We start from the raw sequence: 16,448 nt of genomic DNA, 5'->3' as shown, positions 1-16,448 counted from the left end.
TCCTATGAAATTATAGCATAATATAGTATTATAAGAAATTTCAACTTGTGTATCAAAATGATAACATAAAATCACATTGAAAAACTCGGAAATTATTACAATTGAAAGAAAAATGAAAATATTAACCTTCATTTTTCCCATAAAACAGCATCCTATTTCAAATTCCGTAGAAAAAAATGATACGATAGAACGAGATTATATATTAAGGGAGACGGTCCAAATGAAACAACCACTCGCACATCGAATGCGCCCTACAAATATTCAAGAAATTATTGGGCAACAACATTTAGTTGGTGAAGGAAAGATTTTATGGCGAATGGTCCAAGCCAATCATTTTCAATCTATGATTTTATACGGTCCTCCAGGTACAGGAAAAACATCCATTGCCAGTGCAATTGCAGGAAGTACCGGTACCCCGTTTCGTCTATTGAACGCTGTTACTCACAATAAAAAAGATATGGAAGTTGTCGTACAAGAAGCGAAGATGCATCGACACCTCGTTTTAATTTTAGATGAAGTTCACCGTCTAGATAAAGCAAAGCAAGACTTTCTATTACCTCACTTAGAAAGCGGACTTCTTACTTTAATTGGTGCTACGACAAGTAATCCATTCCATGCAATAAACTCCGCTATTCGAAGCAGGTGTCAAATTTTCGAATTACACGCACTAACAGAAGAAGATATTTTAATTGGGTTAAAAAGAGCTTTAGAAGATAAAGAAAAAGGGCTTGGAGAATATGCAGTAACGGTAACAGATGAAGCACTACATCACTTTGCAAACGCCTCTGGTGGTGATATGCGTTCCGCTTATAACGCACTTGAGCTTGCTGTATTATCTAGCTTTACTACAGACGATCAAGCGGCTGAAATCACACTCGAGATTGCAGAAGAATGCTTACAAAAGAAGAGCTTCGTCCACGACAAAGGCGGCGATGCTCATTATGATGTATTATCAGCATTTCAAAAATCAGTGCGCGGAAGTGATGTAAATGCAGCACTCCATTATTTAGCACGCCTTATTGAAGCAGGTGATTTACAAAGCATTGGCAGACGCCTTCTTATTATGGCTTATGAAGATATTGGACTTGCTAGCCCACAAGCTGGACCACGTACACTAGCTGCAATTGAATCAGCTGAACGAGTTGGATTCCCAGAAGCACGCATCCCACTTGCAAATGCCGTTATCGAGCTATGCTTATCACCAAAATCAAATTCAGCTTATAAAGCACTTGATGCTGCATTACACGATTTACGCAACGGTCAAACAGGTGACATTCCAAGCCATTTAAAAGATAGTCATTACAAAGGCGCAGAATCACTTGGAAGAGGCATTGGATATTTATATCCGCACGACCATCCAAACGGCTGGGTAAGGCAACAATACTTACCTGATAAAATAAAAAGCAAGCAATATTATAAACCGAAAACGACAGGAAAATTTGAGCAAGCACTTTCTACTGTTTATGAAAGATTACAAACTTCGAATAAAACGAAAAATAAAGGGTAACATAAACGAAAACGTCACCATTATGGAGGCTTCGCTTATGAAAACACGTCAAGATGCATGGACAAAAGAAGATGATCTCCTTTTAGCAGAAACTGTTTTACGACATATTCGCAGCGGAAGTACACAAATAAAAGCATTTGATGAAGTTGGCGATGCGTTGAACCGGACTTCAGCAGCTTGCGGCTTTAGATGGAATGCTGAAGTAAGACCGAATTACGAAGATGCGGTGCAGCTTGCAAAAAAACAACGTAAAGAATTAAAACGTTCTGAAGCTAATATAGAAAAAAATCGGTTCACGAAAACGAAACAACTCGTAATTGACGCCGATTTTTCAGAAGATATTACGCCAAGTAAACAAGATCTTACAATGCAAAATGTCATTTCATTTTTACAAAATTTAGAACATAACAATCCTTCACTTGCAAAGTTGCAAACTGAAAATGATGTATTACAAGCTCAACTCACCTCTCTGCAAAAAACGAATCATGAACTTGAAACGAAATTAGCGGTACTCACAAAAAAACAACAAGCAATCGAAGAAGATTACGCGATGCTTGTTCGAATTATGGATCGTGCTCGAAAACTTGTTTCAGTCGAAGAGCAAGAAGAGCAAATTGCCCCGATTTTCAAAACCGATCAAAATGGGAATTTAGATATTATTTATTCTGCAGAGAATTAAAAACAGGGATGTCACTTTTTTAACTGAGTGACATCCCTGTTTGTTTTCGGTAAACCATATATAGATATCGGTAAATGAAATTATATTAACGGTTTTTCGAATATATCTATCACAACTTGCAATATATCAACGATTTTTCAAATATATCTATCACAACTTGCAATATATCAACGATTTTTCAAATATATCTATCACAACTTACAATATATCAACGATTCAATAAAGGATATCGATTTAACGACAAAGATTGACAATAACATTCCTCCTTGTCATACAAGGAAACTCCTAAAACGGATTAGATATTTTTTACTAAAATGTTATTATAAACATATACCTTTAAAGGGAGATGGTTGCTATTTCATTAATAATCTTCAAAATAACTCTTGGCCTTCTCGTCCTAACTTTAGCTCTTTTCACCATTAACAGTCTAAAAAAGACATCCGCCTATAAATCAGATAAATATGATTATTGCTTACTAACCTTACTTACATTTGAACTAGTAGTGATGCAAATATTCATATTTCTTTAATACATGTCAACTCCCCCCACTGAGATGAAACATTTCAGTGGGGGCTTGAGTTAGAACGCTAGGTCTTTTCGTCTATCGCTAGACAGTTGACGCTCTAGTATTCATGCCACCTTACGGTAACACCCCAAGTATGTTTTTGGTTGGTACTGGCAACGAACGATTGTTTTCCCACTTGCACCACCCTTTCGAAAAAGAGCAATTCTTCCTTATAGAAGAAGCCACCACTCAGATGACTCCGGCGTGTGCTACAAGCCCCGACAAGTCGAGTACACATGGATGGTTGACGCACCCACTAAGCTATGCGCGAAGCAACAGCCTTACATTGTTGCACTTCTAATAGAATCGGCGTTTTCACCTTGAGATTGTCATCCAATTCTACAACTCTTGATTTTTGCAATGTATTCAATGCACCATTAATATCAGCATGGATACATGTTCCTGCTTTACTTTGGTACAGACCACGAGTCATTCGTTTGCCACTAAAGTGATAATACTTCTTATCATCCTTAGACCAAACAGGAATCGGATCTTTGTCTAGGAAACTGGCTTTTGAAGTATAGCTTTCTTCTTGTTTCAAAAATCGGATGCCTTCTTTTACACACTTATTCTCAATTGCTGCAATCAGTTTATGAAATGGGATTTGAACAAACTTTTGATTATTCTTTTTTCCCATATCTGATTTTTGTTTCCAACCAGCATTATACCCTACGACAACCGTATCTATGCCAAATACTTTCACTTTTTTGAACAACAAGCCTACAGTTTGTGAAATGTAACCATTTATTTGTCGTTCTCGTTTATGCCAAAGTGCGGCCATTTTATTCGTTACAACGCGTTTTGAAAGTCCATTTTCCATATTTTTCAGTTGCAGATTACGTATCGCTTTGTTGAAATATTGGTTTATGGATTTTAATTTTTTTCCATCAATTAAAAATGTATCACCCATATTTGTCACGCAACTTACTAATCTGTCTACACCTAAATCGCAACTCAAAGCGCTACTAGTAGTCGTGGATTGTTTCTTCATTTGAGAAACGTACATCTCATATGTGTAATGCACCTCAAAGAACCGACCTTTTTGCTTCGGTACAATCTCAATGTAGGAGATTTTTTTATTTCTCAAGTTTTTAGGCATACATATTTTAATGGAACCGAATTTTTTTCTGAATGCCACATTCATCGGAATGATCCAATACCCGTTATCATCCACTTTTGGAACTTGATAGATTTCAATGATTCGTTTGTCATTTGAACGAGAATAATTTGGAAACTTAGGACGACCTGTGAATGTTTCAGTTTTTTTCTTCCACTGTTCCAATGCCTTAAAAAAGCTTTTTACTTCTGCATATAAGGCTCTACGAATTGCTTGGACAGAGTTTGATTGAATGCCCCAGTAGTTCATATCGGTTTGCATGGCAGTGTCCACTTCTTTTACAGTAGCCATTTTATTATGATTCAAGTAACTTTGTTTCATCGTGTACAACCCAACATTTCGTAACGCTTTTGAACTATGTGACATGCGTTGCAGTAAGCGGAATTCTTTTGCAGTCAAGCAAGCTCGCCCAATATTCTGTTTCTGCGTGAATCGTTGCATGTTTTCTCTTTTCTTTTGTTTACGTAATACTTTCACTGCTTTCTTTCTAACCATTGCTTTCACCACCTTTCTTAGAGAGTTTATTAAAATTATTTCTTTTAGCTCAAGTAACCAAATTATTATTATCCAATTTCGTTATCTTACGATATATCCCCTCCTTATCTAAGGGCAGATTATATCGTAAGACAAAAAGAAACAAATATTCGCCCTCAAGAAATTGTTATGAACGAAACAAAGGTGTTTGGTCTACCTTCTTACGGCAACTCATCTCCACCTGAATTGTTGATTTTCACCCGTAACACAAATCAGATGGAGTTTTCTTTCCCAAAGAGATAAAAAAGCATATATCCAAAATGGATATATGCTTTTCTTTTATTCTTGCCCTACACGTTTCACTTCTACGTTTTTAATGCGTTCACGTACAACGTGACTTGCCATAATTAAGCCTGCCACAGATGGTACGAATGCATTTGATGAAGGCGGTAATTTCGCCTTACGAATTTTTGCATTCTCGTCTGGTACAATTTCTTTACGTACTTCTTCACGAATTACGATTGGGTTTTCGTCAGAGAAGACAACTTTTACACCTTTTTTAATACCCTCTTTACGAAGCTTCGTACGAATGACTTTCGCAATTGGATCTGTATGTGTTTTAGAGATGTCCGCAATACGGAAACGAGTTGGGTCCATTTTATTCGCTGCACCCATACTTGAGATAATTTTAATTTTACGACGTAAACATTGTTTAATTAAATGAATTTTGAACGTAATCGTATCAGATGCATCCACTACAAAGTCTAAACCGTACTTAAAGAACTCTTCATATGTTTCATCTGTATAAAACATTTCTAGTCCAATTACTTCACACTCTGGGTTAATGTCCGCGATACGCTCTTTCATTAATTCTACTTTTGAACGTCCTACAGTAGATACTAAAGCGTGAATTTGACGGTTTACGTTTGTAATATCTACAACGTCTTTATCAACTAATACGAGACGTCCTACGCCAGAACGTGCTAACGCTTCCGCTGCAAAAGAACCTACGCCGCCAATTCCTAAAATACCGACTGTACTATTTTTTAATATTTCAAGTCCTTCTTTACCGAAGGCTAATTCATTACGTGAAAATTGATGTAACATTCAGCTCTACACTCCTATTACAAAAATGGTCTACCATGTATTCTAGCGTTTTTCCGACTATTTGTATAGAAAAAGTTATAGAATTCCTAAAAATACATATTTCGAGAATGAAAACATAGACCAGAATTTTATTTCTTCCTAAATACACGTTTAAAAAGGAGGATTTAGAGAACCGAGCAGATCGAGGCGCTGAAGCCAGGAGGAGCGCAGTGTAGAAACACTACTCGAGCACCGGACTGGCGAAGCAACGATGAGATGCGACAGTTATCTAAACCGGACTTTTTAAACAACCTCTCAAAAAAAGTCTAGACGGTTATAGTATAACCATCTAGACCCTATTCTTACTTCTCTTCTTTCAAGCTTAATTTTAAGTTCAGTTCTTCAAGCTGCGCTTCTGCAACTGGGCTTGGAGCTTCTGTTAATAAGCAGCTTGCGCTTGCTGTTTTCGGGAATGCAATTGTATCACGAAGGTTCGTACGGCCTGCAAGTAACATAACAAGACGATCTAAACCTAATGCGATTCCGCCGTGTGGTGGTGTACCGTATTCGAATGCTTCTAATAAGAATCCGAATTGCTCTTGCGCTTCTTCTTGTGAGAATCCAAGTGCTTTGAACATTTTTTCTTGTACGTCACGCTCGTAAATACGAAGTGATCCACCACCAAGCTCATAACCGTTTAATACAAGGTCATATGCTTGTGCACGTGCTTTTTCTGGTGCTGTTTCTAGTAACTCAACGTCTTCACGGAATGGCATTGTGAATGGGTGGTGAGCTGCGAAGTAACGATCTGCATCTTCATCGTACTCAAGTAGTGGCCAATCAGTTACCCATAGGAAGTTAAATTTACTTTCATCAATTAACTCAAGCTCTTTACCTAGACGTAAACGAAGTGCGCCTAAGCTATCTGCAACAACGCTCTTCTTATCTGCTACGAATAGTAATAAGTCGCCAGCAGTAGCTTCTAATGTGCTCATTAACACATTTGCATCTTCTTCACCGAAGAATTTCGCAATCGGTCCTTTTAGGCCGTCTTCTTCAACTTTAAGCCAAGCTAGACCTTTTGCACCGTATACTTTCACGAATTCAGTTAATGCATCGATGTCTTTACGAGAATATTTACTTGCAGCACCTTTTGCATTAATTGCTTTTACTTGTCCGCCGCTTTCTACAGCACTTGTAAACACTTTAAAGCCACAATCTGCTGCAAACTCAGATAAGTCTGTTAGTTCCATTTCAAAGCGTGTATCTGGCTTATCAGAACCGTAGCGAGCCATTGCATCAGCATATTTCATACGAGGGAATGGTGCACTCACTTCTACACCTTTTGCATCCTTCATAACTTTCGTCATCATACGCTCCATCATATCTAAAATTTCATCTTGTGTTAAGAATGAAGCTTCGATATCGATTTGCGTGAATTCTGGTTGACGATCCGCACGTAAATCTTCATCACGGAAACAACGTGCTACTTGATAGTAACGCTCAAATCCGCCGACCATAAGAAGCTGTTTAAATAACTGTGGTGACTGTGGTAATGCATAGAATTCACCATCATGTACACGACTTGGCACTAAATAGTCACGAGCTCCTTCTGGCGTGCTTTTCGTTAAAATTGGTGTTTCTACTTCTAAGAACTCTTCTGTATCTAAGAAGTTACGAATTGTTTTTGTTACATCGTGACGCATTTTGAATGTGTTGAACATTACAGGACGACGTAAGTCTAAATAACGATATTTTAAACGCACATCTTCTGATGCATCTGTATCATCAGCAATGATAATTGGCGTTGTTTTCGCTGCATTTAGTACATTTACTTTTGTCGCTTGTACTTCAATACGACCAGTTGCCATATTGTCATTAATTGCGCCTTCACCACGTTCAACAACTGTACCTTCTACGTGTAATACGTATTCGCTACGAATTGTTTCTGCTACTTCTAACGCTTCTTTTGATGTTTCTGGGTTAAATACAACTTGTACGATACCTGTACGGTCACGTAAATCGATAAAGATTAATCCACCTAAGTCACGGCGTTTTTGTACCCAACCTTTTAATTGAACTGTTTGTCCAACAGCTTCTACTGTTACTTTTCCACATGCATGTGTTCTTTCAGCCACTGTAAGTTCCCCCTATATTAATTTCTCTGCTACGTATGAAGCAAATACATCTAACGCCACTTCTTCTTGTTCACCTGTTGCCATATCTTTTAAGTTAATGATGCCTTTATCTAGCTCATCTTCTCCTAATACAGCTACAAATTTCGCCTTTAGACGATCTGCTGATTTAAATTGTGCTTTCATTTTGCGATCTAAATAATCTTTTTCAACTGACAATCCAGCTTTACGAAGATCGAACGCAACTTTTGCAGCATGGTCTTTCGCTTTTTCGCCAAGCGCTACAACATAACAATCAATGCTATGTTCAAGTGGTAATTCAATGTTTTCAGCTTTTAGCGCCATAATTAAACGTTCAATACTCATTGCAAAACCGATACCTGGCATTTCTGGTCCACCGATTTCTTGTACAAGTCCGTTATAACGGCCACCACCGCTTAATGTAGTGATCGCACCGAAACCTTCTGCCTCACTCATAATTTCAAAAACAGTGTGTTGATAGTAGTCTAAACCACGCACTAAGTTCGGATCTTTTTCAAATGGAACATCCATCATCGTTAATAGTTCTTGAACTTTGTCATAGTATACTGCTGAATCTTCGTTTAAGTATTCTGTAATAGATGGTGCTGTTCCCATTAATTCATGGTTACGGTCTTTCTTACAGTCTAAAATTCGAAGTGGGTTCTTTTCTAAGCGAGATTGACAGTCAGAACAGAATTCGCCGATACGTGGCTCAAAGTGTGCGATTAATGCATCACGGTGTGCTTGACGGCTCGCTGCGTCACCTAAACTGTTTAATACAACTTTAATATTTTTTAAGCCCATGCCGCGGTAAAATTCAACAGCAAGTGCAATTACTTCTGCATCAATTGCAGGGTCATTACTGCCGATTGCTTCGATACCGAATTGTACGAATTGACGATAGCGACCTGCTTGTGGTCTTTCATAACGGAACATTTGACCGATATAGTATAATTTCGTTGGTTGTGTCGCATCACCAAACATTTTATTTTCAACGTAAGAACGTACAACAGGTGCAGTACCTTCTGGACGTAATGTTAAGCTACGCTCTCCACGATCTTGGAATGAGTACATTTCTTTTTGTACGATATCTGTCGTATCACCAACACCGCGTAAAAATAGCTCAGTGTGTTCAAAGATTGGTGTACGAATTTCTTTATAATTGTAACGACGGCAAATTTCGCGTGCTTGCCCTTCGATATACTGCCATAACTCAACAGTGCCTGGAAGAATATCTTGCGTTCCGCGTGGGATTTGAATAGACATATTCAGTTCCTCCTCAAATTGTTTTAATCTTAATAAAAATAAAAAAACTCCCGCCTCTACTGTTTAAACAGTAGGGACGAGAGTATTATACCCGTGGTGCCACCCTAATTGAAGCACGTATGCTTCCACTTTTTTAATAACGCTTAAATATGCGTTCATCCCTACTAAGCATATATGCCGTTCAAGTTGAAACCTCTAGAGTGTCATTCAATCAGTCATCATGCAGAAATGTTTTCAGCCTAAGACATTCCTTCTCTTTCCATGTGTGTCTCATTTACTCTTCTCTATCAACGGTTATATTCATATGTAAATATAAAATTACTATACGTTTGTTAAGTAGGATTGTCAAGTGCTCTAAGAACGTTCAATCTGCTTCTTTAAACGCTTTACATCTTGAAGAGAAATCCCAAACTCGGAAGCAAGCTCCATTGAAGTATTGTTTTGCTCTTTTGAAATAAAATCATGAAAATTCACGTTAAACAGTTGATTTGCACCATTTGTAACAGAATGCCCTTTTTCATTCATACGCATACGTATATCCCTCACATTCAATATGGATGTTTTACTTTTTATTGTTCCATATTGATGAGAGAGTTATACATAACCGAAACTGCTATTGATTCCAAATAAATGAACAAAACATACAACAATGTATAAAAAAGAGAGGATTATATAACCCTCTCTTTTTTATGAACACTATTTACTTTCTACAATTAAGGTCACCGGACCATCATTGATCAAAGAAACGTCCATCATTGCTCCAAACTTTCCTGTTTCCACATGTAATCCTTGTTTACGAACTTCTTCATTAAAGAAATCGTATAAACGCTCTGCATAGTCAGGTTTCGCAGCATCCATAAAGTTTGGACGTCTGCCCTTGCGGCAATCTCCGTATAATGTGAATTGCGAAATAGATAGAACTTGTCCTTCTACATCAAGTACAGAATGATTCATCTTTCCGCTCTCATCTTCAAAAATACGTAAGTTTGCAATTTTTTCCGCAATGTAAGTTGCATCTTTTTCTGTATCTTCGTGCGTAATGCCAACTAGTAATGTTAAACCGAACGGAATTTGTCCTACGATCTCACCGTCTACTGTGACAGACGCTTTCTTTGATCGTTGTAAAACAACTCTCATCTTTCTACACTCCCTATTAATGCATCATGCGTCGTACTGCATAAATTTCTGGAACGCGTTTAATGCGTTCTACTACTTTTTTCAAGTGTTGTAAGTTACGAATCGAGATTGACATATTAATTGTTGCCATCTTATTACGGTCACTTCTACCAGAAACAGCTGAAATGTATGTTTTCGTCTCTGTAACAGCTTGCAGTACTTCATTTAATAAACCGCGGCGATCGTAACCTGAAATTTCAATATCAACGTTATACTCAATTTCTTTTTCAGGGCTACCTTCCCACTCTACCTCTAATAATCGTTCTACAGCTTCTTCTGTATGAACATTTACACAATCACGGCGGTGAATTGATACACCTCGGCCTTTCGTAATATACCCAACGATATCATCGCCCGGAACTGGGTTACAGCATTTCGATAAACGGATTAATAAATTATCAGCACCGCTTACCTTTACACCAGAATCCCATTTTCGAATTTTCATCGGTTTACGGACTTCTTTAACTTCAACAATTTCTTCTTCTTCGCGTTGTTTGCGGAACTTGTCCGTTAGTCGCGTAACAATTTGCGAAGCTGTAATTCCGCTATATCCAACTGCTGCAAACATATCTTCTTCATTTGCAAAGTTAAATTTCTCAGCGACGCGTTTTAAGTTATCCGGCGCCAATACTTCTTTCATCTCATACTCTAGACCACGTACTTCCTTTTCAACAAGTTCACGGCCTTTTTCAATATTTTCGTCTCTACGTTGTTTCTTAAAGAATTGACGAATTTTATTTTTCGCATGAGATGTTTGAGCAAGTTTTACCCAATCCTGGCTTGGGCCATATGAATGTTTCGACGTTAAAATTTCAATGATGTCGCCTGTTTTTAATTTATAATCCAGCGTCACCATTTTCCCGTTTACTTTTGCACCAATTGTTTTATTCCCAATTTCCGAATGGACACGATACGCGAAATCAATCGGAACAGATCCAAGTGGTAATTCCATTACATCGCCTTTCGGTGTAAAGACGAATACCATGTCAGAGAATAAATCAATTTTTAATGACTCCATAAATTCTTCTGCATTAGAAGCTTCATTTTGCCATTCTAATATTTGACGGAACCATGTGAGTTTCTTCTCTAATGTACCTGTTGTTTCTGCTGTTTTTCCTTCTTTGTATGCCCAGTGTGCCGCGATCCCGAATTCTGCAATTTCGTGCATTTCTTTCGTACGAATTTGCACTTCAAGTGGATCACCTTTCGGTCCAATTACAGTCGTATGAAGAGATTGATATAGATTTGCTTTTGGCATTGCAATATAATCTTTAAAACGACCTGGCATCGGCTTCCAGCACGTATGAATAATTCCAAGCACAGCATAACAATCTTTAATACTATTTACAACGACACGTACAGCTAATAAATCGTAAATTTCATTGAACTGCTTATTTTGCAGTGCCATTTTACGATAAATACTGTAAATATGTTTCGGTCTTCCAGAAATCTCAGGTTGAATTGCAACTTCTTTTAATTTCTCACGAATACCAGTCATTACTTCGTCTAAATATTCTTCACGTTCTGCACGTTTACGCTTCATTAAATTTACAATACGATAATATTGTTGTGGATTTAAATAGCGAAGTGACGTATCCTCTAGCTCCCATTTAATAGTACTAATTCCGAGTCTATGTGCCAAAGGTGCAAAGATTTCTAACGTTTCATTCGCTATGCGACGCTGCTTCTCTTGAGGCAAATGTTTCAATGTACGCATGTTATGAAGACGATCAGCTAGTTTAATTAAAATAACTCGAATATCTTGAGCCATTGCAATAAACATTTTGCGATGGTTTTCTGCTTGTTGTTGTTCGTGAGATTTATATTTGATCTTCCCAAGCTTTGTAACGCCATCAACAAGCATAGCAATTTCTTTGTTAAATTCCCGTTCAATATCTTCTAACGTAATCTCTGTATCTTCCACTACATCATGTAAGAAACCTGCTGATACCGTAGCTGGATCCATGTGTAAATCAACTAAAATACCTGCAACTTGAATCGGATGAATAATATACGGTTCACCCGATTTTCTATATTGTTCGCTATGCGCATCACGTGCATATTCATAGGCACGTGCCACTAGCTCAATATCTTCATCCGCTAAATATTGACTTGCTTTCTCGAGTACCTGTTCAGCTGTTAGTACCTGCTCATTTGCCATCGAATCACCTTTTATTGAAAATTGACTTTATCTTTATTTAATAGAATAAATTATATTCTATCATTATAACCCAATGATTGTGAATTGTGAAAAGGAAAAGATTTTACTGACATTTCACCATAATTTTTTGTTCAATTATACAAAAGTACCCGCTCCTCTCCAAGAGATTCACGGGTACTTTTTATCACCGTAGTTTTACCTATATAGTGATTAGTATTTTTCTAATACTAATACATCGTAACCATCTAACATTTTACGACCATCTAAGTAAGTAAGTTCTACTAAGAATGCAATTCCTGCTACAACTCCGCCTAGCTCTTCAACTAGCTTAATTGTCGCTTCGATTGTTCCACCTGTAGCTAATAGATCATCTGTAATTAATACGCGTTGACCTGGCTTAATTGCATCTTTATGGATTGTTAAAACATCTTTACCATATTCTTTACCGTAGTCAACTGTAATTACTTCACGTGGTAATTTTCCTAATTTACGAACTGGCGCAAATCCTACTTCTAACGCATAAGAAACTGGGCAACCGATAATAAAACCACGAGCTTCTGGTCCTACTACAACATCGATATCTCTTTCTTTTGCGTACTCTACGATTGCATCTGTTGCTGCTTTGTATGCTTTACCGTCATTCATTAAAGGTGTAATGTCTTTAAACACAATACCTTCTTTCGGATAATCCGGTACAATTGCGATATGTTGCTTGAAATCCATATTTCTGAATCCTCCTCAGATCTAAAAGGTTTGTAAATACAAATCCTTTACCCTAACTGTTCTACTTCTTTATGATTACGAATCGTTTCAAACCATGTATATAGTTGCTGATATGTGCTATAAACCAATTCTTTTTCTAATTGTAAGTGGTTCATTTTTTCACGATATGTGTTCGATTCAATTAAATCACGCTTTTGTTTTTTGTCTGCCATAAAAATGACGCCATCTTTTATTGTAACAAATTCTAACTCAAAAAACACCTGTGTCATGAAATTTACTGTATCTTTTGACCAACCTTTATGACGACATAATTGTTCTCCATATTGCCTTAAAGAAAATGGTGTTTTTTGGCTTAAGAAAGAATAGTACCATTTAAAGTGTTCTCTCGTCGGAACTGTACTAAATAAGTGGTTATTCTCTTGATAAAATAGCGTATAAATTCGCGCTGGGAATCCTACTTTAAAGAGCTCACGTAATTCATCTGTTCCTTTTGGTAAATCAAGTAACACGATATATTGATCATCTAAATGCGTTACTTCTGAAGCATGCATGAGCTTTTCTTTATAGCCCTCTAAAGAAAATTTATTCAATACCTCTTCAGAAAAATACACCATTGTTATTTTTTCTTTCGGAAGTTCTGCTAAATTTGCTTCTGCATTGCGCATACTACGCCAATCAAATAATTGCCACGCCTCTACAGCAATATCTTGTACCATTAGTTGTGGCTTCTTAAAATTATTCCATTCATTGATGGATGCTTCTCCTATTACAGATACTTTTGCAACTGGAGAGATTTCTTTCGCATATGCACCAAAACCAAATCCAATTGTATCCAGTGTTGCTTGTCCATCACGAAGAGCCATTTTTAAATGAGAGCCATCTGATCCGATTGCGCGAATGCTTTCTAACTCTGCATCTTTTACTGCAATACGTGGTTTCGGATTTCCAACACCAAACGGGGCTAGTTTTTGCATATCTTCGATTGCTGCTAGCGTTACATCCTCTACTTTACAAAAAACATCAACTGCTGTAATTGGAATAAAATCTTCTTCTGTTAAAATTGCATCTGCTTGTTCATTTAAGCGGCGACGTAATTCATCTACATCATTCATATGTAGCGTCATTCCCGCTGCCATCGGATGTCCTCCGAAGTGTGGTAATAACTCTCTACAATCTGATAAATTTGCAAATAAATCAAATCCTGCTATACTGCGTGCTGAACCTTTTGCTGTTTCTTTTATAGGATCAATGCTTAATACAATCGTCGGACGATAAAAACGTTCAACTAATTTCGAAGCAACAATTCCAATTACCCCTGGGTTCCAGCCTTCTTTTGCAAGTACTAATACTTTATTTTCTTCTGGCGGGAAGTTATTTTCAACTTCAGCGATAGCCTCTTCTGTAATTTGCTTTACAATATCTTTTCGCAGTTTGTTCAGCTCATCAATTTCTTCAGCTAGCTCTTTCGCTTCCTCTGGATCATCTGATAATAAAAGGTGTACAGCCGGCGCAGCATCTTCTAAACGCCCAACCGCATTAATACGAGGTGCAATTGAGAAGCCAATACTCTCTTCGGTAATTTCACTTTGCGAAACGTTAGCAACTTTAAACAATGCCTTCAAACCAATATTTCTTGTCATACGCATATGTTTTAAACCGCGTTTCACTAGCAACCTATTTTCACCATGAAGTGATACTAAATCGGCTACTGTACCGATTACTGCGATCTCTAATAAATGTTCTGGTACACGGCCTAATAGTGCATGCGCAACTTTAAACGCAACACCTACACCAGCTAAATAGTGAAACGGATATACACCGCCATCTAATTTCGGATGTATAATCGCAAGTGCTTCTGGCAATTCTGGCGGTGGCTCATGGTGATCTGTAATAATTAGATCTATTCCAAGCTCTTTCGCTACATTCGCTTCATGTACTGCTGCAATACCAGTATCGACAGTAATAATTAGCGAGAACCCTGCGCTATGCGCCCAACGAAATGCTTCTTCGTTCGGTCCATACCCTTCTGTAAAACGATTTGGAATGTAAAATTCTACTTCTGCACCTAATTCTTGAAGGGCAAGATATAAAACTGTCGTACTACTTACTCCGTCCGCATCGTAATCACCAAATATTAATATTTGCTCTCCATTTTGAATCGCCTTATTTACACGTTCTACCGTTCTATCCATTCCTTCTAATAAAAATGGATCATGAAATTCTTGATTTTCTGTATTTAAAAAATCTAAAATCTTATCTTCTGTATCTAGTCCTCTACCGAGGAATAATGAAACGACAAGTGGCGATAACTGTAATTTACTTGCTAATTCACTCACTCGCTCGTCATTATATTCTTTTTCTTTCCAACGCGTCTTCGGTTGTAACACGAAATCACCCCTTAACCTGTTCATTATACAAGACAGATTAAGGGGTGACAATATAATGCAAACTACGATGCAATATCTATATACTAAAATGTTAATGATGTTTAATTTGGAGAATACGGATTTATATGTACGAATACATTTTGTACATTATCTTGTTTCATAAGTATTTCTTTCACATGTTTTCCAATACGGTGTCCTTCTTCTACAGTAATGTATGGATCTACAGACACTTTAATATCGACAATAACATAATGACCATGCTCCCGTGCATATAAAGAACCAATTTTTTTCACACCATCCACTTGAAGAACTGCTTCTCTAAGAGGAATAACATCCTCCTCATGAAGAACATGGTCAAGCGTTGCATGAATTGCTTCCGCTCCAATGTTCCATGCCATTTTTACAACAAGAAGTGAAACAACTAATCCCGCAATTGGATCAGCGTATACAAGCCAGTCTATACCAAGCTTACCACCTATTATAGCTGCACAAATACCGATTAAAGCTGCAATTGAAGAAAATACATCCGAACGGTGCTCATATGCATTTGCAATAATTGCATCACTGTTTACTCTTTTCCCTAATCGGAATTTATATTGAAACATTCCTTCTTTCACGACGATTGAAAGAACAACAGCAAATATCGTAATTCCTTTCGGCGGTTCTAGTTCTTGCGAAAAAGCTTTTATAGACGAAATCGCGATTTCAAGTCCCACAATAAATAATAATACCGCAACAATAATCGCTGAAATCGATTCCGCTTTACCATGACCATACGGATGATCCTCATCAGGTGGCTGCTTTGCCGCTCGCAATCCAAAAAGTACAGCTAGCGAACCTATTACATCTGATGCAGAATGCACGGCATCCGCTAATAGCGCTTTACTGTTCCCAATATAACCAATTACCGCCTTTACAATCGCTAATATAATATTACCAACGATCCCGACAATAGCACCAAACTCGGCCTGTTTAAAACGTTCATCTTTTTCCATAATTAAAATCCCTTCTTTTCTTAACCTATCTTTTTATTTTAACAAAAACAGCGATAACACCACCACTTTCTTCCATCTTCTTTCTGTCAAAAAGTTGCTATCTTATTGTATCCACAAACGAAAAAAGAGATGCCTCATAAAGAGACATCATCTTTT

The 16,448-nt window shown here is 37.4% G+C and carries 12 protein-coding genes and 1 other annotated feature; of the genes, 2 read left to right on the top strand and 10 right to left on the bottom strand.

Translation table 11 applies throughout. The features are described 5' to 3' along the window. Positions 1 to 220: 220 nt before the first annotated feature. Together ACTFO4_RS02420 and ACTFO4_RS02415 are read left to right on the top strand one after the other, a co-directional pair. Complete coding sequence (locus ACTFO4_RS02420) at positions 221 to 1,507, top strand: replication-associated recombination protein A (protein WP_000812943.1); 1,287 nt, start codon at positions 221 to 223, stop codon at positions 1,505 to 1,507. 37 nt (positions 1,508 to 1,544) lie between these two features. Next, entirely contained in the window at positions 1,545 to 2,186 is a 642-nt protein-coding gene (locus ACTFO4_RS02415) for an RsfA family transcriptional regulator (protein ID WP_000857713.1), read from the top strand. An 821-nt stretch (positions 2,187 to 3,007) separates the two neighbouring features. On the opposite strand, the gene ACTFO4_RS02410 is transcribed toward ACTFO4_RS02415, so the two are convergent. The 10 genes from ACTFO4_RS02410 to ACTFO4_RS02365 all read right to left on the bottom strand — a co-directional run bounded on the left by ACTFO4_RS02410 (position 3,008) and on the right by ACTFO4_RS02365 (position 16,292). After that, the gene (locus tag ACTFO4_RS02410; RefSeq protein WP_440013190.1) at positions 3,008 to 4,363 is read right to left on the bottom strand and encodes an RNA-guided endonuclease TnpB family protein; all 1,356 of its coding nucleotides are present in this window, start codon (positions 4,361 to 4,363) and stop codon (positions 3,008 to 3,010) included. A 318-nt stretch (positions 4,364 to 4,681) separates the two neighbouring features. Continuing rightward, on the bottom strand, positions 4,682 to 5,449 hold the full coding sequence (locus ACTFO4_RS02405; RefSeq protein ID WP_000903179.1) for a tRNA threonylcarbamoyladenosine dehydratase: 768 nt from the start codon (positions 5,447 to 5,449) through the stop codon (positions 4,682 to 4,684). A gap of 341 nt (positions 5,450 to 5,790) precedes the next feature. Continuing rightward, positions 5,791 to 7,566 carry an aspartate--tRNA ligase gene (aspS, locus tag ACTFO4_RS02400; protein WP_000840891.1) on the bottom strand — a complete coding sequence of 592 codons (1,776 nt, stop codon included), beginning with the start codon at positions 7,564 to 7,566 and terminating at the stop codon, positions 5,791 to 5,793. A gap of 12 nt (positions 7,567 to 7,578) precedes the next feature. Then, complete coding sequence (gene hisS, locus ACTFO4_RS02395; RefSeq protein WP_000027084.1) at positions 7,579 to 8,850, bottom strand: histidine--tRNA ligase; 1,272 nt, start codon at positions 8,848 to 8,850, stop codon at positions 7,579 to 7,581. Between the two features lie 69 nt (positions 8,851 to 8,919). Further along, positions 8,920 to 9,150: a binding site (T-box leader), on the bottom strand. Between the two features lie 54 nt (positions 9,151 to 9,204). Beyond that, entirely contained in the window at positions 9,205 to 9,381 is a 177-nt protein-coding gene (locus ACTFO4_RS02390; RefSeq protein ID WP_001242605.1) for a hypothetical protein, read from the bottom strand. A gap of 165 nt (positions 9,382 to 9,546) precedes the next feature. After that, a complete protein-coding gene (locus ACTFO4_RS02385) occupies positions 9,547 to 9,987 on the bottom strand; it encodes a D-tyrosyl-tRNA(Tyr) deacylase (protein WP_001266965.1) in 441 nt (146 codons plus the stop codon). Positions 9,988 to 10,003: 16 nt separating this feature from the next. Further along, a complete protein-coding gene (gene relA, locus ACTFO4_RS02380; RefSeq protein WP_001262795.1) occupies positions 10,004 to 12,187 on the bottom strand; it encodes a GTP diphosphokinase in 2,184 nt (727 codons plus the stop codon). Between the two features lie 210 nt (positions 12,188 to 12,397). Continuing rightward, positions 12,398 to 12,910, bottom strand: coding sequence for an adenine phosphoribosyltransferase (locus ACTFO4_RS02375; RefSeq protein ID WP_000346215.1), 513 nt, complete (start codon positions 12,908 to 12,910; stop codon positions 12,398 to 12,400). Positions 12,911 to 12,957: 47 nt separating this feature from the next. After that, on the bottom strand, positions 12,958 to 15,297 hold the full coding sequence (gene recJ, locus ACTFO4_RS02370; RefSeq protein ID WP_061457723.1) for a single-stranded-DNA-specific exonuclease RecJ: 2,340 nt from the start codon (positions 15,295 to 15,297) through the stop codon (positions 12,958 to 12,960). 101 nt (positions 15,298 to 15,398) lie between these two features. Next, the gene (locus ACTFO4_RS02365) at positions 15,399 to 16,292 is read right to left on the bottom strand and encodes a cation diffusion facilitator family transporter (RefSeq protein ID WP_061457724.1); all 894 of its coding nucleotides are present in this window, start codon (positions 16,290 to 16,292) and stop codon (positions 15,399 to 15,401) included. Positions 16,293 to 16,448: the final 156 nt, after the last annotated feature.

The sequence above is a fragment of the Bacillus cereus group sp. MYBKT14-1 genome (assembly GCF_051915185.1).
In the GTDB taxonomy this organism is placed as follows: domain Bacteria; phylum Bacillota; class Bacilli; order Bacillales; family Bacillaceae_G; genus Bacillus_A; species Bacillus_A cereus.
Note: the sequence above shows the minus strand (reverse complement) of the source record. Positions and strands in the feature narration are given on the sequence as shown.